The sequence below is a fragment of the Pseudomonas sp. yb_9 genome, assembly GCF_043103635.1.
GTDB lineage: Bacteria > Pseudomonadota > Gammaproteobacteria > Pseudomonadales > Pseudomonadaceae > Aquipseudomonas > Aquipseudomonas monteilii.
Window position 1 is genome coordinate 86,838 of the sequence record NZ_JBICKA010000112.1, and the last position, 26,454, is coordinate 113,291.

The window sequence follows — 26,454 nt, forward strand, 5'->3', positions numbered from 1 at the left end:
CCCAATACTCCTTTTCGCCTATTCGTTGTTGAACCGCGTTACGCCTGCGCGATCGCGGTTTCCAGGTGCTCTGCCAGAGCATCCCAGGCAATGTTCTGTTGTTCGCCCTGGCCACGCAGGGGCTTCAAGCCGATTTCTTGCTTGGCCAGCTCGTCGTCGCCCAGGATCAGGGCGAACAGCGCGCCACTCTTGTCGGCTTTCTTGAACTGGCTCTTGAAGCTGCCACCACCGGCGTTTACCGCCAGGCGCAGGCCTGGCAGGCGGTCACGCAGGCCTTCGGACAGGCGCAAACCAGCCAGCTCGGCCTGCTCGCCAAAGGCGCACAGGTAGACGTCGATCTGGCGGCTGATGGACTCCGGCACCTTGCCGAGGGTTTCCAGCAGCAGGATCAGACGCTCGATACCCATGGCGAAACCAACGCCGGTGGTCGGCTTGCCGCCCATCTGCTCGACCAGGCCGTCGTAGCGGCCGCCGGCACACACGGTGCCCTGGGCGCCCAACTTGTCGGTGACCCACTCGAACACGGTCTTGCTGTAGTAGTCCAGGCCACGCACCAGCTTGGTGTTGATCACGAACGGAATGCCGGCTGCGTCCAGGCGGGCCTTCAGGCCTTCGAAGTGCACGCGGGACGCTTCGTCCAGGTAGTCTTCCAGCTTCGGCGCCCCCACCAGCACCGCCTGGGTGTTCTGGTCCTTGCTGTCGAGAATGCGCAGCGGGTTGCTCTTCAGGCGGCGCTGGCTGTCTTCGTCCAGTTGCTCCAGGCGCGCCGAGAGGAACTCGACCAGCGCATCACGGTAGCGTGCACGGGCTTCGCTGGTGCCCAGGCTGTTGAGCTCCAGCTTGACCGCGTCCTGGATGCCCAGCAGGCCCCACAGGCGCCAGGTCAGCATGATCAGCTCGGCATCGATGTCCGGGCCGTCCAGGTTGAACACTTCCACGCCAATCTGGTGGAACTGGCGGTAGCGGCCCTTCTGCGGGCGCTCGTGGCGGAACATCTGGCCGATGTACCACAGTTTCTGTACCTGGCCGTTGCCGGTGATGCCATGCTCCAGCACGGCACGCACGCACGCGGCGGTGCCTTCAGGGCGCAGGGTCAGCGAATCGCCGTTGCGGTCCTCGAAGGTGTACATCTCTTTTTCGACGATATCGGTCACTTCACCGATCGAGCGCTTGAACAGCTCGGTGAACTCGACGATCGGCGTGCGGATCTGGCTGTACCCGTAGGTATCCAGCAGACCGGCCACGGTGCCTTCGAAGTAGCGCCACAGTGGCGACTGTTCTGGCAGGATGTCGTTCATGCCACGGATGGCTTGCAGCGATTTGCTCACGAATAGTCCTTACGAATTCTGTGTGTCAGCCACGGGCGATCAGCGCCGCGTCGGCCTCGACCTTTTCGGCCGCTTTCTGGCGGATGAGTTTTTCCAGCTCATCGACCAGGTTGTCATTGGTCAGCTTCTGCGCAGGCTTGCCATCGATGTAGATCAGGTTCGGCGTGCCGCCGGTCAAGCCTACATGGGCTTCCTTGGCTTCGCCCGGGCCGTTGACCACGCAACCGATTACCGCCACGTCCAGCGGCACCAGCAGGTCTTCCAGGCGCCCTTCCAGCTCGTTCATGGTCTTGACCACATCGAAGTTCTGCCGCGAGCAGCTCGGGCAGGCGATGAAGTTGATGCCACGCGAACGCAGGTGCAGCGACTTGAGGATGTCGTAGCCGACTTTCACTTCTTCGACCGGGTCGGCCGCCAGCGAGATACGGATGGTATCGCCAATGCCCTCGGCCAGCAGCATACCGAGGCCGACGGCGGATTTCACCGTCCCTGAACGCAGGCCACCGGCTTCGGTGATGCCCAGGTGCAGCGGCTGCACGATTTGCTTGGCCAGCAGGCGGTAGGCTTCGACGGCCATGAACACATCAGACGCCTTGACGCTGACTTTGAAGTCCTGGAAGTCCAGGCGGTCGAGGTGCTCGACATGGCGCAGGGCCGACTCCACCAGCGCCGCCGGGGTCGGTTCGCCGTACTTCTTCTGCAGGTCCTTTTCCAGCGAACCGGCGTTTACGCCGATACGGATCGGGATGCCACGGTCGCGGGCAGCATCGACCACGGCGCGTACACGGTCTTCACGACCAATGTTGCCCGGGTTGATACGCAGGCAATCGACGCCCAGTTCGGCTACGCGCAGTGCGATCTTGTAGTCGAAGTGGATGTCAGCGACCAGCGGCACGCTGACCAGTTGCTTGATCTTGCCAAACGCCTCGGCCGCGTCCATGTCCGGCACCGAAACCCGCACGATGTCCACGCCGGCATCGACCAGGCGCTGGATTTGCGCCACGGTCGCGGCGACATCGTTGGTGTCGGTGTTGGTCATGCTCTGCACCGCGATAGGTGCATCACCACCCACCGGCACATTGCCGACCCAGATTTTGCGGGATTCGCGACGTTTGATCGGAGATTCGCCGTGCATGACTTACTGTCCCAACTTCAGGCGAGCAGTCTCGCCACTGGTGAACGGGGCAACATCGACGGCCTGGCCGTTGTAGCTGACCTGGGCGCCACGGGCAAAGCCCAGGCGTACCGCGAACGGCGGCTTGCCGGTCAGCTCGAGGTTGTCCCCCTTGCGCTTGACGGCGCTGAACAGCACCTTGCCGTTGCCATCCGAGACCTGGGTCCAGCAATCGGCGGTGAACTGGATGGCGACCTTGGCGCTACCTGCCGGCACTGCGGCTGGCTCGGCAGCGGCCACGGCGGCTGGCGCTACAGGCGCAACGGCGGCCGGTGCAGGGGTAACCGGTGCGACCTGAGCAGGCGCTGCGCTGGCCGCAGGTTGCGCAGGCACCTGCTGGGCGGGTGCGGCAGCCGTTGGCGCCGGGGTTGCCGGGGCCTGTTCGGCAGTAGCGGCAGGCTGTTCGGCAGTGCCCTGGTCCAGTGCCAGCGGCGCGCTTTCAGGCTGCTGCCCAGCGGTCACGGCCTGATCTTCAGGCTCGTCAAGCGGGTGAATCTGGGTGGTGCCGTCGGCGCTCTCGACTTCGACGTGCTCCAAAGCAATCTTGGCCAGGTCCTTGCCACGCAGGCTGCCCTGGTCCTGCCACCAGACAAAGCCACCGCCGACCACCGCCACCAGCAACAGCAGGCTGACGCCGCGCAGGATGTTATGCGACAGGCGTACCGGCTCTTCGATACGGCCCAGCGAGTGCACATCGCTGCCTTTGGCGTGGGTACCGGTGTAGCGGTCGAAGGCCTCTACCAGGGTGGCCTGGTCCAGGTCCATCAATTTGGCATAGGCGCGGATATAGCCACGGGCGAAGGTATGACCGGGCAGCTTGTCGAAGGCGCCAGTTTCCACATGGTTCAACGAACTGACAGTGAGGTTGAGCTTGCGGGCCACCTCGGCTTGAGACCAGTCCCGTTTCTCACGGGCCAGGCGCAAAAGCTCACCGGGGTTCTGGCCAGGCGCTACTGCTACTTCGGGATGCGCGGCGTTCATCGTTGCTCCGACAGGTATTGCTGATATTCCGGCGTACCGGGATAAAGTCGTTGTAATTGCTGGCCCATCTCGGCCAGTGTGCCCTGCTCGTCGAACACCCGGGCAAGGCGGCTGCCCAGCAGCAGGCTACGGGCATCGTGGTCGCTCAACTGGCTGAAACGATCGTAGTAGTCCCGGGCCGGCACATAATGCCTGTTTTCGTAGGACAACTCAGCCATTTCCAGCAACGCTTTCGGTTGCCGCCGGTTGAGTTGCAACGCTTTCAGCAGATAAGCATGCGCCTGGTCGCGGCGATCGAGCTTCAGGGCAGTCAGGCCCAGGTTCTCGTACACGCGTGAGCGCTCAGGATACAGGGTATCGGCGCTGGCCAGGCGAAACATCTGCTCGGCCTCGGCAAATCGCCCCTGAGCATAAAGGAAACTGCCGTAATTGTTGCGCATTCGCGTGTCGCCGGCGCGCGCTTGCAAGGCCTTGCGAAAGTGGGCTTCAGCGAGCGCCGGCTCACCTTCGGCCTGGAACACCAGCGCCAGGGCCGCGTGCGCGTCGGCATCAGTGCTGTCGAGGGCCAGGGCCTTGCCCAGTGGCGCCTTGGCCTGCTCGGTCAAACCCTGTTGCAAATACCCCAGGCCCAGTTGCACATAAGCCCGCCCCGCCTCCGCCCTGCCCTGGCGGCTGGCCAGGGGGTCGCTCGCACCGCCCGACACACAGCCGGCCAGCAGCGAGAGCGCAAGGATCGACAGCGCGGCGCGCAGGCTCATGGGCAAGGTCCCGGTCAGTGGCTGGCGGCGCTGTCTTGCAGCTCGACGTCCGCGGAAAGCTGGCGCACGGCAATGTAGCGCTCGCTACGGCGGGTGCGGTCGTTGACCTGGCCGACCAGCTGACCGCAGGCAGCATCGATATCGTCACCACGGGTGGTGCGCGTGGTCACGTTGAAGCCACCGTGGTGCAGCAGGTCCTGGAAGCGACGAATGGCGTTGTTGCTTGGCCGCTCGTAGCCCGAATGCGGGAACGGGTTGAACGGGATCAGGTTGATCTTGCACGGCACGTCGCGCAGCAACTCGATCATCTGTGCGGCATGCTCAGGCTGGTCGTTGACGTCCTTGAGCAGGGTGTACTCGACAGTAAGCACGCGCTTGCCACCCAGGGTGGACATGTAGCCCATGCACGATTCCAGCAGCACTTTCAGCGGGTACTTCTTGTTGATCGGTACCAGCTTGTTGCGCAGCTCGTCGTTCGGTGCGTGCAGCGACAGGGCCAGCGACACGTCGATGTGCTTGGCCAGTTCGTCGATCATCGGCACCACGCCCGAGGTGGACAGGGTGACGCGACGCTTGGAAATGCCATAGCCCAGGTCATCCATCATGATTTTCATGGCGGCGATGACGTTGTCGAAGTTCAGCAAGGGCTCGCCCATGCCCATCATCACCACGTTGGTAATCGCGCGGTCGACTTTGGCAGGGACAGTCCCGAAGGATTTGTTGGCAAGCCACACCTGGCCGATCACTTCGGCGGCAGTGAGGTTGCTGTTGAAGCCTTGCTTGCCGGTGGAGCAGAAACTGCAGTCCAGGGCACAGCCGGCTTGCGACGATACGCACAAGGTGCCGCGGTCGTCGGTAGGAATGTAGACGGTCTCGACGCAGCTGCCGGAGGCAACGCGGATCACCCACTTGCGGGTACCGTCGGCGGAAATGTCTTCACTGACCACTTCCGGAGGCCGAATCTCGGCAACGGCCTCGAGCTTTTCGCGCAAGACCTTGCCTACGTTGGTCATGGCCGCAAAGTCGGACACGCCAAAATGGTGAATCCATTTCATCACCTGGCCGGCACGGAAGCGTTTTTCCCCGATCGAGTCGAAGAATTGTTCCATTTCCGGCTGGGTCAGACCCAACAGGTTGATTTTGCCAGTAGATGTCGTCATGGATTCACCCTCACCCGTAAGCTTTCGCTTAGCGAGTGGTTACCTCGGTAGCAGCGAAGAAGTAAGCGATTTCGCGAGCAGCAGCAGCTTCGGAGTCCGAACCGTGAACGGCGTTGGCGTCGATCGACTCGGCGAAGTCAGCACGGATGGTGCCTGGAGCAGCTTCTTTAGGGTTGGTAGCGCCCATCAGCTCACGGTTCAGAGCGATGGCGTTTTCGCCTTCCAGAACCTGAACAACAACCGGGCCGGAAGTCATGAACGCAACCAGGTCACCGAAGAAGCCGCGCTCGCGGTGCTCAGCGTAGAAGCCTTCGGCTTCGGCTTTGGACAGTTGCTTGATTTTCGAGGCAACGATTTTCAGGCCGGCTTCTTCGAAGCGAGTGGTGATCTTGCCGATGACGTTTTTGGCAACGGCGTCAGGCTTGATGATCGAGAAAGTACGTTGAACAGCCATGGAAAACTCCAGAATATGAGTGACACGAAAAATTAAACCCGCGAATTATACGCGGGTTCCGGGGGATTGCCTAACCTGCAAGTGACGCTTAGTCGGCTTCGTCGATCCAGGCAGCCTGGATGGCCTCGAGCACTTTCTCACCGCCGCGTGACGGATCGTCGCTGAACTCTGGCAATGCCAGCACCCAGCGGTGCAGGTCTACGAAATTCACATAACGAGGATCGACCTCAGGCTTGCTTTCTGCAAGCTGAATGGCGATCTCAAGTACATCAATCCATTTCAGGCTCATGGTGCAAACCTCAGTGCGGCGCTTCAGCGGCGTGGTTGAGCGAGTACTTGGGGATCTCGATGGTCAGGTCTTCGTCAGCGACGACCACCTGGCAACCAAGCCGCGACTGCGCTTCCAGGCCCCAGGCCTTGTCCAGCATGTCTTCTTCCAGCTCGTCGGCTTCTTCCAGCGAGTCAAAACCCTTGCGCACGATGCAGTGGCAAGTGGTACAGGCCTTGACGCCGCCGCAGGCACTTTCCATCTCGATGTGATGGTCGTGGGCCAGTTCCAGGATGTTGGTCCCGGTCGGCACCTCCACGGTCAGCCCCTCGGGGCAGAACTTCTCATGCGGCAGGAATGTCACCAGCGGCATCGGTTACTCCTCGATCTCATTCAGGTTGCGCCCGGCCAGTGCGGCTTTGACCGTCGAATCAAGGCGACGGGCGGCAAATGCGTCGGTCACCTGCGACAGACGCTTGGTCTGTTGCTCGATGGCTGCGCCATCGGTGCCGGCCAGCAAATCACGTAGTTCTTGCATCTGGAATTCGATGGCTTCGCGCTCGTCACTGCTGAGCAGGCGCTCACCGTCGGCGTCCAGGGCGCCCTGTACCGCTTCCAGCAGGCGCTCGCCGTCCACCTGGTGCTCGCGCAGCTGGCGGGCGTGCTTGTCGGAACCTGCGTGTTCGAAGGAGTCCTTCAGCATGCGGGCGATTTCGCCATCGGTCAGGCCGTAGGACGGTTTGACCTGGATGCTGGCTTCCACCCCCGAGCCCAGTTCGCGGGCGGCAACGCTGAGCAGGCCGTCGGCATCCACCTGGAAGGTGACGCGGATTTTCGCCGCACCGGCAACCATGGCCGGAATGCCGCGCAGCTCGAAACGGGCCAGCGAGCGGCAGTCACTGATCAGCTCGCGCTCGCCCTGCAGGACGTGGATCATCATGGCCGTCTGGCCATCTTTATACGTGGTGAACTCCTGGGCACGCGCCACCGGAATGGTGGTGTTGCGCGGGATCACCTTCTCCATCAGCCCGCCCATGGTCTCAAGACCCAGCGACAGCGGGATGACATCGAGCAGCAGCAGCTCGCCACCTTCGCGGCGGTTGCCGGCCAGGGTGTCGGCCTGAATGGCGGCACCGATGGCCACCACCTGGTCAGGGTCGATCGAGGTCAGCGGGGTACGGCCGAACAGCGCGCCCACGGCTTCGCGCACGCGCGGAACGCGGGTCGAGCCACCCACCATGACTACCGCACTGACTTCTTCCAGCTCCACGCCACTGTCGCGAACGGCGCGGCGGCAGGCCTTGAGGCTGCGGGCAACCAGCGGCTCGATCATGGCTTCGAAGGCGGCGCGGCTCAGTTCGCCCTGCCAGGCGCCATGGCTGACGCTGACCACATCGGCGTCGGTCAGGGCTTCCTTGGCGGCGCATGCTGTTTGCAGCAACGCACGCTGGGTGGCCGGGTCCAGGTCGGACGACAGGCCAGCCTGCTCAATGATCCAGCCGGCAATGGCGTGGTCGAAATCGTCACCACCCAGGGCGGTATCGCCACCGGTGGCCAGCACTTCGAACACGCCAGCGGTCAGGCGCAGGATGGAAATATCGAAGGTACCGCCGCCTAGGTCATAGATGGCCACCACGCCTTCGGCGTTCTGGTCCAGACCATAGGCCACGGCTGCCGCGGTCGGCTCGTTGAGCAGGCGCAGCACGTTCAGGCCTGCCAGGCGCGCAGCGTCCTTGGTGGCCTGGCGCTGTGCGTCGTCGAAATAGGCCGGCACGGTGATCACCGCGCCTACCAGCTCACCACCCAGGGTCGCTTCGGCGCGTTCGCGCAGCACTTTGAGGATATCGGCGGACACTTCCACCGGGCTTTTCGGCCCCTGCACCGTGTCGATGAACGGCATGTGCGACTCGCCACCCACAAAGCGGTATGGCAGCTGCTCGCCCAGTTGCTTGACGTCGGCCAGGCCGCGCCCCATCAGGCGCTTGACCGACAGCACGGTGTTCAGCGGGTCGCTGGAAGCGGCATCACGTGCGGCCTGCCCCACTTCGTTGCGCCCTTCGAGGTAGCGCACCGCGGACGGCAGAATGACGTTACCCTGCGCATCAGGCAGGGGCTCGCTACGGCCGCTGCGCAACGCGGCGACCAGAGAGTTGGTGGTACCCAGGTCGATCCCCACCGCCAGGCGGCGCTGGTGCGGCTGAGGGCTTTGACCGGGTTCGGCAATCTGCAGTAGGGCCATGCTTATCTGAATACCTTAGGTGCCATCACGGGCGACACCGGGTTAATCGTCGAGGCGCTCTTCCAGTTGGCGCACTTCTTGGGCGAGCTTGTCGAGGAACTGCATGCGGCGCATCAGGCGCTCGGCCTTTTCGCGCTCGCCTGGGGCATCCCAGCAGGCGGCAAAGTCCTCGTTCAGGGTGTCCTGGGCAGCCTTCAGGCGCCGCTTGAATACACCCACGCCGTCAAGGTCGGCTTCGTCCTGCAACTCTTCGAGCTCTTCACGCCACTGCATCTGCTGCAACAGGAAATCCGGGTCGTGGACCGTGACTTCCTGGGGCACTTCATGGCCGCTGATGGCCAGCAGGTAGCGGGCGCGACGTGGCGCACTGCGCAGTGTCTGGTAAGCGTCGTTGAGGGCTGCGGACTTTTCCAGCGCTACACGCTGCTCACGCTCGGAGGCGTCGGCAAAGCGGTCGGGATGGACTTCCCGGGCCAACTCGCGGTAGCGAGTGGCCAGCTTGTCGAGGTCCAGGCGGAAGCTTGGCTGGAGGTCAAACAATGCGTAATGACAAGGAGTACCCACAGCCAGCCTCAAACGTTGAAGCTTTCGCCGCAGCCACACTCACCGCGCACGTTGGGGTTGTTGAACTTGAAGCCTTCGTTCAACCCTTCCTTGACGAAATCCAGCTCGGTGCCGTCGAGGTAGACCAGGCTCTTGGGATCGATGATCACCTTCACGCCATGGTTCTCGAACACCTGGTCTTCGTCCGCCAGTTCGTCAACGAACTCCAGCACGTAGGCCAGGCCCGAGCAACCGGTGGTGCGCACGCCCAGGCGAATGCCCTCACCCTTGCCGCGCCCGTCGAGGGAGCGGCGAATGTGGTTGGCGGCGGCTTCTGTCATGCTGATAGCCATCAGGACTCCTTACCTCGCAACAGGCGGCTTAGATCAAGCCTTTCTTCTGCTTGTAATCGCGTACGGCTGCCTTGATGGCGTCCTCAGCGAGTACCGAGCAGTGGATCTTGACCGGCGGCAACGCCAGCTCTTCGGCCAGCTGGGTGTTCTTGATGGTCTCGGCTTCGTCCAGGGTCTTGCCCTTCATCCACTCGGTGGCGAGGGAGCTGGAAGCGATGGCCGAACCGCAGCCGTAGGTCTTGAACTTGGCGTCTTCGATAACGCCCTGCTCGTTGACCTTGATTTGCAGACGCATTACGTCACCGCACGCCGGGGCGCCGACCATGCCGGTGCCAACGTCTGGGTCTTCAGCATTCATCTTGCCGACGTTGCGTGGGTTTTCGTAGTGGTCGATGACCTTTTCACTGTATGCCATGGTGCAATTCCTTCCTCATCAGGGAGCCGCTCTTGCCGGCGACTGCTTAGTGGGCGGCCCACTCGATCTTGGAGATGTCAACGCCGTCTTTGTACATGTCCCACAGCGGCGACAGCTCACGCAGTTTGTTGACGGCCTCGCAGACTTTCTGCGCGGCGTAGTCGACTTCTTCTTCAGTGGTGAAACGGCCGAAAGAGAAGCGGATCGAGCTGTGCGCCAGCTCGTCGTTGCGGCCCAGGGCGCGCAGCACGTACGAAGGTTCGAGCGACGCGGAGGTGCAGGCCGAACCGGACGAAACGGCGATGTCCTTCAGCGACATCAGCAGCGATTCGCCTTCGACGTAGTTGAAGCTCAGGTTCAGGTTGTGCGGCACGCGGGCGGTCTGGCTGCCGTTGACGTACAGCTCTTCCAGGTCCGAAACCTGCTTGAAGAAGCGGTCGCTCAGGGCCTTGATGCGCGCGTTCTCTGCGACCATTTCCTGCTTGGCGATGGCGAACGCTTCGCCCATGCCGACAATCTGGTGAGTTGGCAGGGTGCCCGAACGCATGCCGCGCTCATGGCCACCGCCGTGAATGATGGCTTCCAGGCGTACACGCGGCTTGCGGCTGACGTACAGCGCGCCGATACCTTTAGGGCCGTAGACCTTGTGCGCCGAGAACGACATCAGGTCGACTTTCAGTTTTTGCAGGTCGATTTCGACCTTGCCGGCCGACTGGGCGGCATCGACGTGGAACAGGACGCCGCGCGAGCGGGTCAGTTCACCGATGGCGGCGATGTCGTTGATCGAGCCGACTTCGTTGTTCACGTGCATCAGCGAGACCAGGATGGTGTCGTCGCGCAGCACCGCTTCTACCATGGCCGGGGTGACGATGCCGTCTTCGCCTGGCTCAAGGTAGGTGACTTCGAAACCTTCACGCTCCAGCTGGCGAGCGGTATCCAGGACCGCCTTGTGCTCGATCTTGGAGGTGATGATGTGCTTGCCCTTGGTCTGATAGAAGTGCGCGACGCCTTTCAGTGCGAGGTTGTCGGACTCGGTGGCACCGCTGGTCCAGACGATTTCGCGCGGATCAGCGTTGATCAGCTCGGCAACCTGGCGACGACCGTTCTCGACCGCTTCCTCGGCCTTCCAGCCGAAGACGTGGGAGCGCGAAGCCGGGTTACCGAAGTTCCCGTCGACCAGCAGGCAGTCGGCCATCTTCTGGGCCACGCGTGGGTCGACCGGAGTGGTCGCGGAGTAATCGAGGTAGATCGGCAACTTCATTTGTCTCTCCTATCAGGCGGTGGCGTCGCTCATCGTCCCTGGGGGATCAATCGACGGCGGACGTCTCAATCTTGTCCAGCTGGGCGGTTCGGCCTGCGACACGTCGCAAGTCCTGGCGCTGGGCGACTTCCTGCACCTCACGGCGCATGACGAGGTCGGCCAGGCTGATGCCGCTGAGGAATTCATGGATCTGCTGGCTGAGGTCGCACCACAGGTGGTGGGTCAGGCAGGTATCACCGGCATGGCAGTCCCCGAGGCCCTGACAACGGGTAGCATCGACCGATTCGTTGACCGCATCGATGACCTGGGCCACCTGGATGGTTTCCATGCCCCGCGACAGCTGGTAGCCACCGCCTGGACCGCGCACGCTGGAAACCAGGCTGCTGCGGCGCAGCTTGGCGAACAGCTGTTCCAGATAAGAGAGGGAAATGCCCTGGCGCTCGGAAATATCGGCCAAAGACACCGGCCCATGCTGCGCGTGCAACGCCAGGTCAAGCATGGCGGTCACGGCGTATCGGCCTTTGGTAGTCAGTCGCATGGCTATTGGGTACCACGGGAGTTTCGGGATGTGTGCGAGTATGCGATTCCCGAGCATTTAAGTCAACTATAAGACCTAGTGCTTTAGTCGGGTTTGCATCGGGGAGGCGGGCGCGAGTGTAGCAGACGAGGGGCGTGAGCACACGCCCCGTATGTCACTATGATTTCAGTGCGGCGCAATCAATGCGACTGAGTGTCGCGCTGGGCCACCTTGGCCTCCTCGGCAAAATCGTCTTCCGGCAGGGCTGGCAGCTCCTTGGCACAGTAGTCACTACCCATCTTGGTCAGGGCGCCACACATACCCTCCAGCCGCTCGTCGACCGCTTGCAAGTGATCGAGCATCTGGCCGATGGCGCGCGCCACCGGGTCGGGCATGTCACCACTGACGCCGTAGGCATCGAAGCCGATCTTCTCGGCCATGGCCTTGCGCTTGGCCTCGACTTCGTTGTCTTCGCTCTTGACGATGATCCGCCCCGGGATGCCCACCGCCGTGGCGCCCGCTGGCACCGCCTTGGTCACCACTGCATTGGAACCAATCTTGGCGCCGGCACCGACGGTGAACGGGCCCAACACTTTGGCCCCCGCCCCTACCACCACGCCGTTCTCCAGGGTGGGGTGGCGCTTGCCTTTGTTCCAGCTGGTGCCGCCCAGGGTCACGCCCTGATAAAGCGTGACGTCGTCGCCGATTTCGGCGGTTTCGCCAATGACGATACCCATGCCGTGGTCAATGAAGAAGCGCCGGCCGATGGTGGCGCCCGGGTGGATCTCGATACCGGTCAACCAGCGGCCGAAGTTGGACACCAGCCGGGCCAGCCACTTGAAATCACGCTTCCACAAGGCGTTGCCGAGGCGGTGCAACCAGATGGCATGCATGCCGGGGTAGCAGGTGAGCACCTCGAAGGCATTGCGCGCCGCCGGGTCACGGTGGAATACGCTTTGAATATCTTCACGCAGGCGTTCGAACATCTGTCAGTCCTTCCGTTTATGCGGCTCGCCCCGGACCACTTTCTGGGTCTCGGTAAGGATGCCGCGCAAAATGCTCATTTCCGAACGTTCGACCGCCACCCGCCCATACAGCCTGCGCAAGCGCGGCATCAGGTACTTGGGTTTTTCCGGGTCGAGGAAGCCGATGCCCACCAGGGTTTTTTCCAGGTGGTCGTAGAACAGCTCCATTTCGTCCATGGTCGCCAGCTCGCTGGCGTCAACCTTCTCGACTTTTTCCGGCGCTGCACCGCCAGCCAGCCACGCCATGCGCACCTCATAAGAGAGCACCTGCACGGCAGCGGCCAGGTTCAGCGAACTGAAGTCGGGGTTGGAGGGAATGTGCACGTGGAAGTGACATCGCTGCAGTTCTTCGTTGGTCAGGCCGGCGTGTTCGCGCCCGAACACCAGGGCGATTTCTTCGCCGCCATTGGCATGCTCCACCGCCTTGGCACCGCACTCGCGCGGGCCGATCAACGGCCACGGGATGCTGCGCTCGCGGGCGCTGGTGCCCATCACCAGGTTGCAGCCGACCAGCGCCTGTTCAAGGCTGTCGACCACCTGGGCGTTATCCAGCACATCGTCGGCGCCCGAGGCACGGGCACTGGCATCCACGGCGGGGAATTCTTTCGGCTGCACCAGCACCAGACGCGACAAGCCCATGTTTTTCATGGCACGCGCAGCGCCGCCGATGTTGCCGGGGTGGCTGGTATTGACCAGAACAACACGAATATTTTGCAGCAAGGTGTTGTGCTCACAGATGCAGGAATCAGGGCCTTCGATCTTACAGAACCGACAGACGTAACGCCATGAAAGCAAATGTGACACTTCTGCCGCCAAAGTTTTCTGCTAGAATGATCGGCTTTCTTCTTTAACATCTCCAGGTGACCCGCCCATGCAGCCTATGCTGAATATCGCCCTGCGCGCCGCTCGCAGCGCCAGTGAACTGATTTTCCGCTCCATCGAACGCCTGGATAGCATCAAGGTGGACGAGAAAGAGGCTAAGGACTACGTTTCCGAGGTTGATCGCGCCGCCGAGCAGAGCATCGTCAACGCCCTGCGCAAGGCCTACCCGAACCACTCCATCCAGGGCGAGGAAACCGGCCTGCACGCGGGTAGCGGCGAAGAAGGCAAGGATTACCTGTGGATCATCGACCCGCTGGACGGCACCACCAACTTCCTGCGTGGCATCCCGCACTTCGCCGTCAGCATCGCCTGCAAATACCGTGGCCGCCTTGAGCACGCCGTGATCGTCGACCCGGTTCGCCAGGAAGAATTCACCGCCAGCCGTGGCCGTGGCGCCCAACTCAATGGCCGCCGCCTGCGCGTCAGCTCGCGCACCAGCCTGGAAGGTGCCCTGCTGGGTACCGGCTTCCCGTTCCGTGACAACCAGATGGCTGACATGGACAACTACCTGGGCATGTTCCGCGCCCTGACTGGCCAGACCGCCGGCATCCGCCGCGCCGGCTCCGCCAGCCTGGACCTGGCCTACGTGGCCGCTGGCCGTTTCGACGCCTTCTGGGAGTCAGGCCTATCCGAGTGGGACATGGCAGCCGGCGTGCTGCTGATACAGGAAGCCGGTGGTTTGGTGAGCGACTTCAACGGTGGCCACGACTTCCTCGACAAAGGCCATATCGTTGCGGGCAACATCAAGTGCTTCAAGGCAGTCCTGACGGCCATCCAACCGCACCTGCCAGAGAGCATGAAGCGCTAAGCGCGGATTGCCTGAAAACAAAAAGCACCCCGCGGGGTGCTTTTTTTATGCCTGCAGGTTTTGCATTTCCTGTACCGGCCTCTTCGCGGGCAAGCCCGCTCCCACAGGGATAGCACCAACCTCAAAGGCAGCGCAGCACCTGTGGGAGCGGGTTTACCCGCGAAAGGGCCAGCACAGGCAACACAAATTACTGCGCAGCATCGCTCAGGATCAGCTTGCCATTCTTGTCCAGCGGAATGGTCGACCCCGGCTCGCGATCCATCTTCACCTTGCCGACCTGATCGCCAATGGAATAGGTCACGTTGTAGCCCACCACCTTCTCACTGATGTCATTCACCGTGTTGCAGCGAGTTTGCGTGGTGGTGTAGGTGTCACGCTCCTGCATGCCTTCCTGCACCTTGTTACCGGCATAACCACCACCGACCGCACCGGCCACGGTGGCGATCTTCTTGCCGGTGCCGCCGCCAATCTGGTTACCCAGCAAACCACCGGCGATTGCACCCACCACAGTACCGGCGATCTGGTGCTGGTCCTTGACCGGCGCCTGACGCGTCACAGCGACGTCCTTGCAGACTTCGCGCGGGGTTTTTACCTGTTGTTTGATCGGTTGCACGTCGGTGACCTGCGCATACTCAGGCCCCTTGTTGACCAAGCTGTAGGTCGCCACAGCACCTCCGGCAGTTACACCGACAGCACCCAGTACCGCACCCACCAGCATTGATTTGTTCACATGAACCTCCTGATCATACCCGCGGGGGTTAGCCCGCCTTCTCCCAGCCTTGGAGCAAAAAAAAAGGCGCGAGTTCAATACTCGCGCCTTTCGGGCAGCCAAACGGCGTGAGACAAGCCCTTATGGGCGCTCGTCCACACCTTCCGCCTTGGTCGGCGGGATCAGGTCTTCGCTGTTCAGGTTCAGCCAGATCAGCACCACGTTGGCGATGTAGATCGACGAGTAGGTACCGGCCATGACGCCGATGAACAGGGCCAGCGAGAAGCCGAACAGGTTATCACCACCGAAGAACAGCAGTGCGGCAATGGCCAGCAAGGTCGAAACCGAGGTGGCGACGGTACGCAGCAGGGTCTGGGTGGTGGAAACGTTGATGTTTTCGATCAACGAGGCCTTGCGCATGACACGGAAGTTTTCACGCACCCGGTCGAATACCACGATGGTGTCGTTCAGCGAGTAACCGATGATCGCCAGCACCGCTGCCAGCACCGTCAAGTCGAAGGTGATCTGGAAGAACGACAGGATACCCAGGGTGACCACTACGTCGTGAATCAGCGAGATGATCGCACCCACGGCAAACTTCCACTGGAAGCGGAAGGCCAGGTAGATAAGGATGCCGCCCAGGGCCAGGAGCATGCCCATGCCGCCCTGGTCGCGCAGCTCTTCACCCACCTGCGGCCCAACGAACTCGACACGCTTGAGCGTGGCTGGGTTATCGCCGCCAGCCTTCTGCAAAGCAGCGGCTACCTTGTTACCCAGTTGCGGGTCATCGCCCGGCATACGCACCAGCAGGTCGGTGGTAGCGCCAAAGCTCTGTACCACGGCCTCGTGGAAGCCCGAATTGACCAGCTCGGCACGCACCGCCTTGAGGTCGGCCGGGCGCTCGTAAGTCAGCTCGATCAGCGTACCGCCGGTGAAGTCCAGGCCAAAGTTGAGGCCCTTCTGCCACCAGCTGAACAGCGCCAGCACGGTGAGGAGCACGGTAATGGCGAACGCGACATTGCGCACGCCCATGAAGTTGATGGTTTTCATCGCAGCTCCCTCAAACCCACAGCTTCTTGATGTCACGCCCGCCGCAGGTCAGGTTGACCATTGCGCGGGTCACCATGACGGCGGTGAACATCGAGGTGAAAATCCCGAGGGACATGGTGACCGCAAAGCCTTTGACCGGGCCGGTACCCATGGCGAACAGGATGCCGCCGACCAGCAGGCTGGTCAGGTTGGCGTCGATGATCGCGGTGTAGGCGCGATTGAAGCCTTCGTGGATGGCGCGCTGTACCGACATGCCGGCTTTCAGCTCTTCGCGGATACGCGAGAAGATCAGCACGTTGGCGTCTACCGCCATACCCATGGTCAACACGATACCGGCAATACCCGGCAGGGTCAGGGTGGCGCCCAGCAGCGACATCAGGGCCAGCAGCAGCACCATGTTGCCCGCCAGGGCGATGGTGGCGATCACGCCGAAGCCGCGGTAGATGGCGATGATGAACAGCGAGACGAACAGCATGCCCCACAGCGACGCATCGATACCCTTGGTGATGTTGTCGGCACCCAGGCTTGGGCCAATGGTACGTTCTTCAGCGAAGTACATCGGCGCGGCCAGACCACCGGCACGCAGCAGCAGGGCCAGTTCGGACGACTCGCCCTGGCCGTTCAGGCCGGTGATGCGGAACTGGCTGCCCAGCGGCGACTGGATGGTCGCCAGGCTGATGATTTTCTTCTCTTCCACAAAGCTTTGTACGGCAACGTCCTTCTCGACGCCGTCGACCGTCTGCTTCACGTAGCGGGTGACCGGCTTCTGCTCGATGAAGATCACCGCCATGCTGCGGCCAACGTTGCTACGGGTAGCGCGGCTCATCAGCTCGCCACCGTGGCCATCCAGGCGGATGTTCACTTGTGGGCGGCCGTGTTCGTCGAAGCTGGCCTGGGCGTCGGTTACCTGGTCACCGGTGATGATCAGGCCGCGCTCTACAGGGGCGGAGCGGCCGCCTTCGCGGAACTCGAACACCTCGGTAGTGGCTTTGGACGCGCCCGGCTCGGCACCGAAGCGGAACTCAAGGTTGGCGGTTTTACCGAGAATACGCTTGGCTTCGGCAGTGTCCTGCACGCCTGGCAGCTCGACCACGATACGGTTGGCGCCCTGGCGCTGTACCAGCGGCTCGGCCACGCCCAACTCGTTCACGCGGTTGCGCACGGTGGTGAGGTTCTGCTTGATCGAGTATTCGCGGATTTCGGCAACTTTTGCCTGGGTCAGCGCCAGACGCAGCACCGCAAGCTCGTTGCGCTCGGTGGTGGTCAGGTCGAAATCATTGAAATTCTTGCGGATCAGGGCACGTGCCTGTTCGCGGGTAGCATCGTCAGCGAAGCCCAGCATGATGCCGCCATCCTGCTGAGGCAGGCTGCGGTAGCGGACGCGCTCTTTGCGCAGCAAGGTCTTGACCTCGCCTTCGTAGACTTTCATGCGGGCCGTCATGGCCTTGTCCATGTCCACTTCCAGCAGGAAGTGCACACCACCGGACAGGTCCAGGCCCAGCTTCATCGGGCTTGCACCCAGGTTGCGCAGCCATTGCGGGGTAGTCTGGGCCAGGTTCAGGGCCACGACGTAATCATCGCCCAGCGCCTTGCGCACGACATCCTTGGCTGGCAGTTGGTCTTCCTGGTTGGTCAGGCGGATCAGCCCGCTGCCCTTCTCGCCCAGGCTTGCGCCCTTGACGGCGATTTTGGCATCGACCAGCGCCTTGCTGACGCGATCGAGGTCGGCCTGGTTCACCTGCAGCGCCGAGCTGGCACCGCTGATCTGCACCGCCGGGTCATCCGGGTAGAGGTTGGGAGCGGAATAAATGAAACCGACCACCAGTACCAGCACGATCAGTGCATATTTCCACAGAGGGTATTTGTTCAGCATCACGCCGCCCGTTCAAGACGCGGGGCGCGTTGCGCGCCCCGACTGGAAAATAAAACCGGTAACTCAGATAGCCTTGAGCGTACCTTTTGGCAGGGTTGCCGCGATGGCGCCCTTCTGGAACTTCAGCTCGACAGTGTCGGACACTTCCAGTACCACGAAGTCATCGGAAACCTTGACGATCTTGCCGGCGATGCCGCCGTTGGTGACAACTTCGTCACCTTTTTGCAAGTTGCTCAGCAGGTTCTTCTGCTCTTTGGCGCGCTTGGCCTGCGGGCGCCAGATCATCAGGTAGAAGATGACCAGGAAACCGACCAGGAAAATCCACTCGAAGCCGGTACCGGCTGGGCCGGCGGCAGGTGCTGCTGCGTCCGCGTATGCGGCGGGGATCAAGAAGCTCATTGGGCACTCCTAATGTAATTTTCTAATAATGTGTGCGAACAGTCAGTCCAGGGGCGGTACGGGAAGCCCGCGCTTGGCGTAGAAGGCGTCGACAAAGGCGGCCAATTTACCCTGTTGAATAGCCTCGCGTAAACCGGCCATCAAGCGCTGGTAATGGCGCAAGTTGTGGATGGTATTCAGCATGCTGCTCAACATTTCGCCGCACTTGTCCAGGTGGTGCAGATAGGCGCGGGAGAAGTTGGTGCAGGTGTAGCAGTCACAGGTCGGATCCAGCGGCGATTCATCGTGGCGATGGAACGCGTTGCGGATCTTGATCACCCCTGTATCGACGAACAGATGGCCGTTGCGCGCATTACGCGTCGGCATCACGCAGTCGAACATGTCGACGCCGCGGCGCACACCCTCAACGAGATCTTCCGGTTTGCCTACCCCCATAAGGTAACGAGGTTTGTCAGCGGGCATCTGGCCCGGCAGGTAATCCAACACCTTGATCATTTCGTGCTTGGGTTCGCCCACCGACAGGCCGCCGATGGCCAGGCCGTCGAAGCCGATGTTCTCCAGGCCTTCCAGCGAGCGCATGCGCAAGTCCTGGTACATGCCGCCCTGGACGATACCGAACAGTGCCGCGGTGTTGTCGGCGTGGGCGTTCTTCGAGCGCTGGGCCCAGCGCAACGACAGCTCCATGGAGGTGCGCGCCACGTCGTGCTCGGCCGGGTACGGGGTGCACTCGTCGAAGATCATCACCACGTCCGAGCCCAGGTCACGCTGCACCTGCATCGACTCTTCCGGGCCCATGAACACTTTCGAGCCATCGACTGGCGATGCGAAGGTCACGCCCTCTTCCTTGATCTTGCGCATGGCACCCAGGCTGAACACCTGGAAGCCACCCGAGTCAGTGAGGATCGGGCCTTTCCACTGCATGAAGTCGTGCAGGCCGTTGTGCTTCTTGATCACCTCGGTGCCCGGGCGCAGCCACAGGTGGAAGGTGTTGCCCAGGATCATCTCGGCGCCAATGGCCTCGATATCGCGTGGCAGCATGCCCTTGACCGTGCCGTAGGTGCCCACCGGCATGAACGCCGGGGTCTCCACGGTGCCACGAGGGAAGGTGATGCGACCACGACGGGCCTTGCCGTCGGTGGCCAGCAGTTCGAAGGACATTCGACAGGTGCGACTCATGCTTGATCCTCGGGGCCGCGCGGCGCCGGATTGCGGGTGATGAACATGGCATCACCGTAACTGAAGAAGCGGTACCCGTTCTCGACCGCCGCCGCGTAGGCAGCCATGGTCTCGGGGTAGCCGGCGAATGCCGAGACCAGCATCAGCAGCGTGGACTCCGGCAGGTGGAAGTTAGTGACCAGGGCGTCAACCACATGGAACGGCCGGCCCGGGTAGATGAAGATATCGGTGTCGCCGCTGAACGCCTTGAGCACGCCGTCACGCGCCGCGCTTTCCAGCGAACGCACACTGGTGGTGCCAACCGCGATCACCCGGCCGCCACGTGCGCGGCAGGCCTCGATGGCATCGACCACATCCTGGCCCACTTCGAGCCACTCTTTATGCATGTGGTGGTCTTCGATCTTGTCGACCCGCACCGGCTGGAAGGTACCCGCGCCCACGTGCAGGGTCACGAAGGCCCGCTCCACGCCTTTGGCGGCGATCTTTTCCAGCAGCGCCTCGTCGAAGTGCAGGCCCGCTGTGGGCGCTGCAACCGCACCGGCACGCTGGGCATACACGGTCTGGTAACGCTCACGGTCGGCACCCTCGTCCGGGCGGTCGATATAGGGCGGCAGCGGCATATGGCCGACGCGGTCGAGCAGTGGCAGCACCTCTTCGGTGAAACGCAGCTCGAACAGCGTGTCATGGCGCGCGACCATTTCGGCCTCGCCACCGCCATCGATGAGGATGACCGCGCCTTCTTTCGGCGCCTTGCTGGCACGTACATGGGCCAGCACCCGGTGGCTGTCGAGCACGCGCTCGACCAGCACTTCCAGCTTGCCGCCGGAGGCTTTCTGGCCAAACAACCGCGCCGGGATCACCCGAGTGTTGTTGAACACCATCAGGTCGCCGGGGCGCAGGTGGTCGAGCAAGTCGGGGAATTGCCGGTGCGACAGCGCGCCGGTTGGCCCATCGAGCACCAGCAGACGGCTGCCATGGCGCTCTGCCAACGGGTGGCGGGCGATCAGGGAATCAGGGAGTTCGAAGGAGAAATCGGCGACGCGCATGATGATGTTCGGTTCGGCAGGGCCAGGAAGTTTAGCCCAATGTGTGAAAATTGACCATGAAAGCCGATTGACCGACTAGCGGCAGCTCTCTATACTGCGCGCCACACGCCCTGATGGCGGAATTGGTAGACGCGGCGGATTCAAAATCCGTTTTCGAAAGGAGTGGGAGTTCGAGTCTCCCTCGGGGCACCAACCGCATGTTTCCTCATGCAGCAGCATGGCCAGGAAACTCAATAAAACCGCCTACTTAGGCGGTTTTTTTGTTTCTGCATGGTGCGCCATAAAACACCATGAATCTTGAAGCCGTGTATGGCCAGGTGTATGGTCGATTTATTCTCGAACTTTCCCATACACAGAAGCCATGAAACGCACAGACATCAAGCGCCGGCCGCTGGCCGACACAGTGCTCGCGTCCCTGGAGCCAGAGGCCAAGGAGTACCGCGAAACCTACGGCGTCGACCGAATCTACTTTGTCGTCTCACCCAATGGCCGGAAGCGCTGGGAGCTCCGCTACAAAAAGGCTAACGGCAAGTGGTCCTTCATGGGCCTGGGCGGATACCCCGAAGTGTCGGCAAAGAAGGCCCGAGAGAAGGCTGGCCAGGCCATTACCCTGATCGACCAGGGCGTCGACCCCGTCGAGAAGAAGGTCAGCGACGTTGAGCACGCAGCCAAATCCCTCCATACCACCTTCCGTGCTGCAGCCGAATCTTGGTACGACAAGAAGTCAAAGGAGGGATTGGCCGAAGGCACCCTTGGCAAAGTCCGAACCTACCTGGACAAGGACATCCTGCCAGCCCTCGGCGACAAACAGCTGGACGAGATCACCAGGCGCGACTGCGCCGCCCTGCAACAATCCTTCGAAAGACGCGACGCCCACAATGTGGCGAAGAAAGCCCGCGGCTGGCTGAACAAGATTTTCAGCTTCGCGATCGCCAGCGGCCTAACCGAGAACAATCCGGCCAGTGAACTACTGGTAGTCGCGGCTCCAGCGCCTGCGACCCAGCAGTACCCTCACCTGCTTGAGCCCGAGCTGCCAGAGTTCATGCGCGCTATGCGCAGGTCGACCAGCAGGCTGATCGCGCGCACTGCGGCCTGGATGACGCTGTGGACAGCGAGCCGGCCGGGAATGGTGAGATATGCGGAATGGGCGGATATCGATCTTGAGGCAGGCGTCTGGTCGATATCGGGAGAGAAGATGAAGATGAGGCGCGACCATGTCGTGCCATTGTGCACGCAACTGGTCGCCGCATTGAGGGAACTTAGCGAACTGACCGGCAGGAGCAAATGGCTGTTCCCAGGGATCGGCTCATCAACGCCGGTTATCAGCGAGAACACCATCGGCAAGGTGTTCGCCAGCGCTGGCTATAAAGGAAGGCTTGTGGGGCACGGCACACGCCACACCGCGAGCACCCTGCTTCGCGAGCATGAATGGCACAAGGATTTCGTCGAGGCGCAATTGGCCCACAAGGAGGCGGGGGTTTCCGGCGTCTACAACAAGGCGGCATACCTGCGCCAACGCCGGAGGATGATGCAATGGTATGCGGACTTCCTTGACGCGCTTGAAGCAGGCATGACAGAAGAGCATCGAGAGCAATTCAAGCGCAGAGCGCTGGAACCCTAAGCGACAGGCCAAAAGAGTAGCCGCCAGAGTTCTTAAAGCGGATTTTCGACTCAATTTTCTTCTTTTTGAGGTGAGGTTAGTGGCAGACGGACGCTGCCGCCTCAACTCCTTCCATATCTGATTCGCTGCCGGCGCTCCGCTGACAGATCCCGTCCTCACAGAAACGCTTGCTCACCGCCAGGCTCTGCCGTGCCTGCAGCATTTCGCCGCACCAGCACTTTCCGCCAGACCTGCCGCCCCCCCCTGGTCGCCAGCCTCAAGCCCGTTAACCATGGGTCCTCCAGAGATTTTTATACCTTCTTAGTAGCCGGGCAGGCCCGCCCCAAAAATAGTCACACCCCTATCTCCTCGTCGTGGATCGAGCCACCCGACCTCTCCCGCAGCAGTCGGCTCCCTGCGGTAATGTCGGCCCGGGTGAACTTGCCTACTCTACCGCCCGCTCTAACCCGGCCTGCGAGCGCCTGCAACCAGCAAACCCCTGCCTACCTTAGAGCAAGCTTAGTTTTTCTGATGCCCGCCCTTTAGTTTGGTCGCTGCCGGACGATAAAAGGGGGAGCGGCTCACACAGGTGGCGTTTGCCTATTGTTTTGCAACCATATGGCCATGTATGATCCGCGAGCAACTGTCTGCTGTGTGCTTGATTAAGGTTAAACGTGACCTAGAACACATCGCGACGGAACTGTCGGCGACTAAGGTTGCCTAGCAAAATTGCCACCTCTGCCTTTGGGCGGAGGTGGGGCAATCAGGCAGGAGGTCACGCGACCTTCTATCCAAGGTGGATGCCTGAATTGGAATATCGACTCATATTGGAGATGAAACCGTAATGGCTATTACTTCTGCACAAGTTCAACAGCTGTACGTTGCTTACCTGGGCCGCGCTGCCGACAAGGCTGGCCTGGACTACTGGCTGGGCGAGTTGAACGCTAATCCTGCCACCATCACTCTGGAGCAGGTTCGTGCCAACTTCGTCAACGAGCAGCCTGAGTACGCCGCTGCCTACGGTGGTCTGAACCGTACCGAAACCGTTTCCAAGATCTACCTGAACCTGTTCGGTCGTCCTGCTGACGCTGCTGGCCTGGCCTACTGGACCACTGGCGGCGGCGCTTCCGTTTCCGCTGACCAGCTGCTGGTTGCCTTCATCAACGGTGCTTCCGCTACCGACGCCAAAACCGTAGCTAACAAGGTTCTGGTTTCCGAGGTTTACACCTCTACCGCCGCTGATAGCTACACCCAAGCTGATGCAGCAGAAGTTCTGGCCGACGTTGACAGCACTGCTGGTAGCGTGACTGCTGCTCTGGACAAGCTGTCCGATGGCACCCTGGCTGGTATCGCTATTCCTGCTGGCGTGGCTACCATCAAAGCACAAGCTGCTGCTGAAGCTGCTCAGACTGCTTACGAAACCTCCAAGGTTGCTTCGCTGCAAGCTCTGAATGACAAAGTGGTCGCCCTGAACGCTGACTACAACGTCACTCTGGCACCTTTCAAAGACGGTGCCGATAACAACAAAACCATCGACTACGCAGAAGCTGAAGTAGCTATCAACAACGCCACTCTGCTGCGTAATGACATCGCTGGCGGTGCAAACGTTACTACCGCTCAAATTGAGCTGAACGCTAAACAAGCTGCTGACAAAGTTGCTGACGAGCGTGCCAAGCTGGTCAACACTCAAGCTGACGCTGTCAAGAACATCGATGCCTACAACGCTGCTGTTGTTGCTGACAACAAACTGACTGCTCCTACCAAGGACAAAATCGACACCGATACCGGCGCTCTGCAAGGCATCATCGATGCAACAACCGCGAACACCGCTGCTTTCAACGCAGCCAGCAGCGCTTATGTTGCCGCCGGTGGCACCGCCATCGCTAACGCTGATGCTCTGTACGCTGCTATCAGCACTGCTGACGCCGCCACTCTGGCTAAGATCGATGCTGCTTTCAACACTGGTGTTTTCACTACCACCTACGCCGATGTACGTGCTGACGGTGTAGCTAAGGCTGCCAAGACTGCTTCCACCGAAGCTCTGACCGAAGCTGAAAACAAAGTGGGTGCTGCTTACGTCGCTGCTGCCAAGGCAAGCGTTGTTGCTGCCAAGAAACTGGCTGACGTCAAAGCTGCTGACGCTCTGGTTGCTGAAGGTACTGCTGAAACTAACGCTTACACTGCAGTTAAAGATGTGACCAAAGACGCTCAGAAGGCAGTTACTGAACTGACCTACGCTAGCAAGGTGGAAGATACCGCTGACGCTGCTACCGTGAACGGTACTGCCAAAGCTGACCTGTTCTACTTCACCAGCACCACTCACACCAACGACTTCACCATTGGTACCGCAGGCGACGCTAGCAGCCTGTTCACCAAAGGCGACGCTCTGTACATCGGTGAAGGCTACACCTTCAACTCGGGCGCTCTGAGCGCTGGCAACAACAACGTCAAAGAAGTCTTCTTCATCAAAGGCGGCAACGGCGTTCAAGTTGTTATCGAGTCCACCGTTGCTGGTTCGACCAACACCACCACCAACGCTACTACCGGTGTTGTAACCGATACCGCTAACGCTACCGACACTGCCGCCATCATCACCCTGACCGGTGTTACCGATGTAGCTCAGCTGTCCTTCTCCAACGGCGTTATCAGCCACGTAGCTTAATTGCTTCGTGATTGATAGCTGCGATGGGCTTCGGCTCATCGCAGGCTGATTTCAAAGAAACCCGCCCCTAAAAAGGCGGGTTTTTTATTTCCGCTAGTTCAGCCACATGAGCTAGCAAGTCAGATAATCACGTTTTAGCAGGCAAAAAAAACCCCGTACCTTCGTCAAGGTACGGGGGTTTTCGTGTCAACATCGACTATTGGAGATAGTCGAGAACACTGTACCTTCAATGATACAAAATGGCAAGTAGACATCATAAAAACATGAGAACTAGCCCTCATTACGAACGAACTAAGGGCATTCCCTGACTTCAATGGTCCTGCCGAGACGTAGAGCTCCGCTCCCACCTCCGACGTTCTGCCGTCCCAAGACAATCCACTCAATGAAGAGTCGCAGCAACCCCGCCCAGCGCTCGCTGCTGATACTGCTGCAACGCCTGCATCAGCGACTCAGCCTCCCGCCGAAGGCGCTCGACCACCTCTGGTGGATCTTTAAGGTCTTTGGCCTCGTAGTAGTGCCTCATTGCATCAATGGCCTGCTGAACCAGCGGCTCTCCCGCCTCGACGATTCCTGCCAAGGTCTTCATGCCCTGCCCCTGTCGTTTGGTCAAGGCAGTATAGGCCGCCTCACAGGCCAGCCGCACTATCCGGACTCGGTCATACGCTTTTGCAACGCCCCCTCCCCCATCAGCGCCCAAGCCATATCCTCATCCTTCACCCCACCCTTGCACGCCGCATAGCGCGACCCACCGCCGACCCGCAGACCGGCGTACATCAAGCCAGCCCGTCGCTTGTCTGCGCCCAGGGCGAGCAGCATCTCGTAGAACAGCGCATCGCACACGGCGCGGGGTAGCTGGTTCTCGCAATAAATCCAGTCATGGATGACCCCGGCCTCGCGGTCCTCGATGTCGCGGAACAGCGGCTTGACGATCCAAGGCACTGAAGCCAGGTCGGTGATGAAGTACCGCGGCGCCGTGTAGACCGTGCCGTCGAGCGCCTGGTACCGGAAGTCGTCAGTCAGCACCCACTCCCCCTTGTCGTACGCCCGCAGCAGCAGCGGATCGAGGAAGCGGCCAGTCATGGCGCACCGCCGCAGGTGACTTCGACACGATTCGGCGCGATCGAGGCGTTGACCAGGATGCGGTTGGCGGCGCGCACATCCACTGGAGTCGCGCAGTAGGCGTTGGCGGCGTAGCTCAGGGCCTGGACAGCGCAGCCCTGGAGCAGGATCACGACGGCCAGCAGAATGGCTTTCTTCATGCCACCTCCTCCATTGTCTGGGCATACAGGGCGTCCCAGGTCTGCCGGTGTGGCTTGCCTGGGCGCCAGGTGCGCAGGTACAAGGCCCATGCCTGCTGAACCTCGCCCAAGGCGGGCAGCGGCGCTGGATCGGTCCACAGCAGGAGCCGGGCGAACGCGGCAGCAAGCACATCGTCGTGCTCCAGCGCGGCATAGACAGCGGCGTCGGTCACCGGCACGCCCCTGGCCTGGCATACGGAGCGCGCCAGGGTCTGGGTGGCGGGATGCTCAAGCACGCCACAGACACCGCCGCCCTTTTCGAACTGCCAGAGGCCTCGGGCCGGGCCGCCGATCTGCCGGCGATGGATCAGTCGACTTTCCTGTAGCCCGATGCTCAGCAGCATCTGCTCAGCACGCCGGCCCGACATTTTCGCGGGCAGCAGTTTGAGCGCCGGGGCAATTGCCGAGGCGCGGATTTGTTGCAGCATGGGTTTTCTCCAGGCGAAAAAAAACCGCTCAAGGCGGTCGGGGATGG

Annotated in this window: 29 protein-coding genes and 1 tRNA gene; 4 read left to right on the plus strand and 26 right to left on the minus strand. The window is 61.3% G+C overall.

Features of this window, described 5'->3' with window-relative positions:
- Positions 1–38: 38 nt before the first annotated feature.
- The 16 genes from hisS to trmJ all read right to left on the minus strand — a co-directional run bounded on the left by hisS (position 39) and on the right by trmJ (position 13,196).
- A complete protein-coding gene (gene hisS, locus ACF8MI_RS27525) occupies positions 39–1,328 on the minus strand; it encodes a histidine--tRNA ligase (protein ID WP_016713198.1) in 1,290 nt (429 codons plus the stop codon).
- 25 nt (positions 1,329–1,353) lie between these two features.
- Positions 1,354–2,463 carry a flavodoxin-dependent (E)-4-hydroxy-3-methylbut-2-enyl-diphosphate synthase gene (gene ispG / locus ACF8MI_RS27530; RefSeq protein ID WP_156867112.1) on the minus strand — a complete coding sequence of 370 codons (1,110 nt, stop codon included), beginning with the start codon at positions 2,461–2,463 and terminating at the stop codon, positions 1,354–1,356.
- 3 nt (positions 2,464–2,466) lie between these two features.
- Positions 2,467–3,483, minus strand: a complete 1,017-nt coding sequence (locus ACF8MI_RS27535) for a RodZ domain-containing protein (protein ID WP_156867113.1) — start codon at positions 3,481–3,483, stop codon at positions 2,467–2,469.
- Positions 3,480–4,241, minus strand: coding sequence for a type IV pilus biogenesis/stability protein PilW (gene pilW, locus ACF8MI_RS27540; RefSeq protein ID WP_060501835.1), 762 nt, complete (start codon positions 4,239–4,241; stop codon positions 3,480–3,482). The genes ACF8MI_RS27535 and pilW overlap by 4 nt, the downstream gene beginning before the upstream one ends.
- Before the next feature lie 14 nt (positions 4,242–4,255).
- Entirely contained in the window at positions 4,256–5,401 is a 1,146-nt protein-coding gene (rlmN, locus tag ACF8MI_RS27545; RefSeq protein ID WP_012270596.1) for a 23S rRNA (adenine(2503)-C(2))-methyltransferase RlmN, read from the minus strand.
- 28 nt (positions 5,402–5,429) lie between these two features.
- On the minus strand, positions 5,430–5,855 hold the full coding sequence (gene ndk, locus ACF8MI_RS27550) for a nucleoside-diphosphate kinase (RefSeq protein ID WP_060501837.1): 426 nt from the start codon (positions 5,853–5,855) through the stop codon (positions 5,430–5,432).
- An 88-nt stretch (positions 5,856–5,943) separates the two neighbouring features.
- Positions 5,944–6,144, minus strand: a complete 201-nt coding sequence (gene iscX / locus ACF8MI_RS27555; RefSeq protein ID WP_016713204.1) for a Fe-S cluster assembly protein IscX — start codon at positions 6,142–6,144, stop codon at positions 5,944–5,946.
- Between the two features lie 10 nt (positions 6,145–6,154).
- Complete coding sequence (gene fdx / locus ACF8MI_RS27560; RefSeq protein ID WP_012270595.1) at positions 6,155–6,496, minus strand: ISC system 2Fe-2S type ferredoxin; 342 nt, start codon at positions 6,494–6,496, stop codon at positions 6,155–6,157.
- 3 nt (positions 6,497–6,499) lie between these two features.
- On the minus strand, positions 6,500–8,362 hold the full coding sequence (hscA, locus tag ACF8MI_RS27565) for a Fe-S protein assembly chaperone HscA (protein WP_104834021.1): 1,863 nt from the start codon (positions 8,360–8,362) through the stop codon (positions 6,500–6,502).
- 42 nt (positions 8,363–8,404) lie between these two features.
- Complete coding sequence (gene hscB, locus ACF8MI_RS27570) at positions 8,405–8,926, minus strand: co-chaperone HscB (RefSeq protein ID WP_060501842.1); 522 nt, start codon at positions 8,924–8,926, stop codon at positions 8,405–8,407.
- An 8-nt stretch (positions 8,927–8,934) separates the two neighbouring features.
- A complete protein-coding gene (gene iscA / locus ACF8MI_RS27575) occupies positions 8,935–9,258 on the minus strand; it encodes an iron-sulfur cluster assembly protein IscA (protein ID WP_003248536.1) in 324 nt (107 codons plus the stop codon).
- Between the two features lie 28 nt (positions 9,259–9,286).
- Positions 9,287–9,673, minus strand: a complete 387-nt coding sequence (iscU, locus tag ACF8MI_RS27580) for a Fe-S cluster assembly scaffold IscU (protein ID WP_003248539.1) — start codon at positions 9,671–9,673, stop codon at positions 9,287–9,289.
- 46 nt (positions 9,674–9,719) lie between these two features.
- Positions 9,720–10,934: an IscS subfamily cysteine desulfurase gene (locus ACF8MI_RS27585; protein ID WP_012270592.1), complete on the minus strand. Its 1,215-nt coding sequence runs from the start codon at positions 10,932–10,934 to the stop codon at positions 9,720–9,722.
- 46 nt (positions 10,935–10,980) lie between these two features.
- Complete coding sequence (iscR, locus tag ACF8MI_RS27590) at positions 10,981–11,472, minus strand: Fe-S cluster assembly transcriptional regulator IscR (protein ID WP_008092572.1); 492 nt, start codon at positions 11,470–11,472, stop codon at positions 10,981–10,983.
- A 179-nt stretch (positions 11,473–11,651) separates the two neighbouring features.
- Positions 11,652–12,437, minus strand: coding sequence for a serine O-acetyltransferase (gene cysE / locus ACF8MI_RS27595; RefSeq protein ID WP_016713210.1), 786 nt, complete (start codon positions 12,435–12,437; stop codon positions 11,652–11,654).
- A 3-nt stretch (positions 12,438–12,440) separates the two neighbouring features.
- Positions 12,441–13,196, minus strand: coding sequence for a tRNA (cytosine(32)/uridine(32)-2'-O)-methyltransferase TrmJ (gene trmJ / locus ACF8MI_RS27600; protein WP_060501844.1), 756 nt, complete (start codon positions 13,194–13,196; stop codon positions 12,441–12,443).
- Between the two features lie 151 nt (positions 13,197–13,347).
- On the opposite strand from trmJ, the gene suhB reads away from it, so the two are divergent.
- The gene (gene suhB / locus ACF8MI_RS27605) at positions 13,348–14,166 is read left to right on the plus strand and encodes an inositol-phosphate phosphatase (protein ID WP_016713212.1); all 819 of its coding nucleotides are present in this window, start codon (positions 13,348–13,350) and stop codon (positions 14,164–14,166) included.
- Between the two features lie 187 nt (positions 14,167–14,353).
- On the opposite strand, the gene ACF8MI_RS27610 is transcribed toward suhB, so the two are convergent.
- The 6 genes from ACF8MI_RS27610 to queA form a co-directional block, all read right to left on the minus strand.
- Positions 14,354–14,896, minus strand: a complete 543-nt coding sequence (locus tag ACF8MI_RS27610) for a glycine zipper 2TM domain-containing protein (protein WP_060501846.1) — start codon at positions 14,894–14,896, stop codon at positions 14,354–14,356.
- A 120-nt stretch (positions 14,897–15,016) separates the two neighbouring features.
- On the minus strand, positions 15,017–15,925 hold the full coding sequence (gene secF / locus ACF8MI_RS27615; protein ID WP_060501847.1) for a protein translocase subunit SecF: 909 nt from the start codon (positions 15,923–15,925) through the stop codon (positions 15,017–15,019).
- Between the two features lie 10 nt (positions 15,926–15,935).
- Positions 15,936–17,798, minus strand: a complete 1,863-nt coding sequence (secD, locus tag ACF8MI_RS27620) for a protein translocase subunit SecD (RefSeq protein WP_060501849.1) — start codon at positions 17,796–17,798, stop codon at positions 15,936–15,938.
- A gap of 63 nt (positions 17,799–17,861) precedes the next feature.
- Positions 17,862–18,197 carry a preprotein translocase subunit YajC gene (gene yajC, locus ACF8MI_RS27625; RefSeq protein WP_008092587.1) on the minus strand — a complete coding sequence of 112 codons (336 nt, stop codon included), beginning with the start codon at positions 18,195–18,197 and terminating at the stop codon, positions 17,862–17,864.
- 42 nt (positions 18,198–18,239) lie between these two features.
- A complete protein-coding gene (gene tgt, locus ACF8MI_RS27630) occupies positions 18,240–19,355 on the minus strand; it encodes a tRNA guanosine(34) transglycosylase Tgt (RefSeq protein WP_014589748.1) in 1,116 nt (371 codons plus the stop codon).
- A gap of 14 nt (positions 19,356–19,369) precedes the next feature.
- Positions 19,370–20,419, minus strand: a complete 1,050-nt coding sequence (queA, locus tag ACF8MI_RS27635) for a tRNA preQ1(34) S-adenosylmethionine ribosyltransferase-isomerase QueA (protein ID WP_104834019.1) — start codon at positions 20,417–20,419, stop codon at positions 19,370–19,372.
- A 107-nt stretch (positions 20,420–20,526) separates the two neighbouring features.
- Here queA and ACF8MI_RS27640 point away from each other — a divergent pair.
- The 3 genes from ACF8MI_RS27640 (at position 20,527) to ACF8MI_RS27650 (ending at position 24,681) form a co-directional block, all read left to right on the plus strand.
- A tRNA-Leu gene (locus ACF8MI_RS27640) sits at positions 20,527–20,611 on the plus strand.
- A gap of 169 nt (positions 20,612–20,780) precedes the next feature.
- On the plus strand, positions 20,781–22,040 hold the full coding sequence (locus tag ACF8MI_RS27645) for a tyrosine-type recombinase/integrase (protein ID WP_392518152.1): 1,260 nt from the start codon (positions 20,781–20,783) through the stop codon (positions 22,038–22,040).
- An 823-nt stretch (positions 22,041–22,863) separates the two neighbouring features.
- Entirely contained in the window at positions 22,864–24,681 is a 1,818-nt protein-coding gene (locus ACF8MI_RS27650) for a hypothetical protein (protein ID WP_392518153.1), read from the plus strand.
- Positions 24,682–25,060: 379 nt separating this feature from the next.
- Here the strand turns inward: ACF8MI_RS27650 and ACF8MI_RS27655 are convergent, their stop codons facing one another.
- Genes ACF8MI_RS27655 through ACF8MI_RS27670 form a run of 4 tightly spaced genes read right to left on the minus strand, consistent with a single transcriptional unit; the run spans position 25,061 to position 26,407 of the window.
- A complete protein-coding gene (locus tag ACF8MI_RS27655; protein ID WP_392518155.1) occupies positions 25,061–25,267 on the minus strand; it encodes a hypothetical protein in 207 nt (68 codons plus the stop codon).
- Positions 25,268–25,323: 56 nt separating this feature from the next.
- The gene (locus ACF8MI_RS27660; protein ID WP_392518156.1) at positions 25,324–25,761 is read right to left on the minus strand and encodes a DUF1353 domain-containing protein; all 438 of its coding nucleotides are present in this window, start codon (positions 25,759–25,761) and stop codon (positions 25,324–25,326) included.
- Positions 25,758–25,940 (minus strand): hypothetical protein, encoded by a 183-nt coding sequence (locus ACF8MI_RS27665; RefSeq protein WP_324725141.1) that lies wholly within the window; start codon positions 25,938–25,940, stop codon positions 25,758–25,760. Before ACF8MI_RS27665 ends, ACF8MI_RS27660 begins: the two co-directional genes overlap by 4 nt.
- Positions 25,937–26,407: a hypothetical protein gene (locus ACF8MI_RS27670; RefSeq protein ID WP_392518157.1), complete on the minus strand. Its 471-nt coding sequence runs from the start codon at positions 26,405–26,407 to the stop codon at positions 25,937–25,939. The genes ACF8MI_RS27665 and ACF8MI_RS27670 overlap by 4 nt, the downstream gene beginning before the upstream one ends.
- Positions 26,408–26,454: the final 47 nt, after the last annotated feature.

Coding starts and splice junctions, on each gene's coding strand:
- ispG (WP_156867112.1), bottom strand. CDS start 2,463: ATGCACGGCGAATCTCCGATCAAACGTCGCGAATCCCGCAAAATCTGG.
- ACF8MI_RS27535 (WP_156867113.1), bottom strand. CDS start 3,483: ATGAACGCCGCGCATCCCGAAGTAGCAGTAGCGCCTGGCCAGAACCCC.
- pilW (WP_060501835.1), bottom strand. CDS start 4,241: ATGAGCCTGCGCGCCGCGCTGTCGATCCTTGCGCTCTCGCTGCTGGCC.
- rlmN (WP_012270596.1), bottom strand. CDS start 5,401: ATGACGACATCTACTGGCAAAATCAACCTGTTGGGTCTGACCCAGCCG.
- ndk (WP_060501837.1), bottom strand. CDS start 5,855: ATGGCTGTTCAACGTACTTTCTCGATCATCAAGCCTGACGCCGTTGCC.
- iscX (WP_016713204.1), bottom strand. CDS start 6,144: ATGAGCCTGAAATGGATTGATGTACTTGAGATCGCCATTCAGCTTGCA.
- fdx (WP_012270595.1), bottom strand. CDS start 6,496: ATGCCGCTGGTGACATTCCTGCCGCATGAGAAGTTCTGCCCCGAGGGG.
- hscA (WP_104834021.1), bottom strand. CDS start 8,362: ATGGCCCTACTGCAGATTGCCGAACCCGGTCAAAGCCCTCAGCCGCAC.
- iscA (WP_003248536.1), bottom strand. CDS start 9,258: ATGGCTATCAGCATGACAGAAGCCGCCGCCAACCACATTCGCCGCTCC.
- iscU (WP_003248539.1), bottom strand. CDS start 9,673: ATGGCATACAGTGAAAAGGTCATCGACCACTACGAAAACCCACGCAAC.
- ACF8MI_RS27585 (WP_012270592.1), bottom strand. CDS start 10,934: ATGAAGTTGCCGATCTACCTCGATTACTCCGCGACCACTCCGGTCGAC.
- iscR (WP_008092572.1), bottom strand. CDS start 11,472: ATGCGACTGACTACCAAAGGCCGATACGCCGTGACCGCCATGCTTGAC.
- cysE (WP_016713210.1), bottom strand. CDS start 12,437: ATGTTCGAACGCCTGCGTGAAGATATTCAAAGCGTATTCCACCGTGAC.
- suhB (WP_016713212.1), top strand. CDS start 13,348: ATGCAGCCTATGCTGAATATCGCCCTGCGCGCCGCTCGCAGCGCCAGT.
- secF (WP_060501847.1), bottom strand. CDS start 15,925: ATGAAAACCATCAACTTCATGGGCGTGCGCAATGTCGCGTTCGCCATT.
- secD (WP_060501849.1), bottom strand. CDS start 17,798: ATGCTGAACAAATACCCTCTGTGGAAATATGCACTGATCGTGCTGGTA.
- yajC (WP_008092587.1), bottom strand. CDS start 18,197: ATGAGCTTCTTGATCCCCGCCGCATACGCGGACGCAGCAGCACCTGCC.
- tgt (WP_014589748.1), bottom strand. CDS start 19,355: ATGTCCTTCGAACTGCTGGCCACCGACGGCAAGGCCCGTCGTGGTCGC.
- queA (WP_104834019.1), bottom strand. CDS start 20,419: ATGCGCGTCGCCGATTTCTCCTTCGAACTCCCTGATTCCCTGATCGCC.
- ACF8MI_RS27645 (WP_392518152.1), top strand. CDS start 20,781: ATGAAACGCACAGACATCAAGCGCCGGCCGCTGGCCGACACAGTGCTC.
- ACF8MI_RS27650 (WP_392518153.1), top strand. CDS start 22,864: ATGGCTATTACTTCTGCACAAGTTCAACAGCTGTACGTTGCTTACCTG.
- ACF8MI_RS27655 (WP_392518155.1), bottom strand. CDS start 25,267: ATGAAGACCTTGGCAGGAATCGTCGAGGCGGGAGAGCCGCTGGTTCAG.
- ACF8MI_RS27660 (WP_392518156.1), bottom strand. CDS start 25,761: ATGACTGGCCGCTTCCTCGATCCGCTGCTGCTGCGGGCGTACGACAAG.
- ACF8MI_RS27665 (WP_324725141.1), bottom strand. CDS start 25,940: ATGAAGAAAGCCATTCTGCTGGCCGTCGTGATCCTGCTCCAGGGCTGC.
- ACF8MI_RS27670 (WP_392518157.1), bottom strand. CDS start 26,407: ATGCTGCAACAAATCCGCGCCTCGGCAATTGCCCCGGCGCTCAAACTG.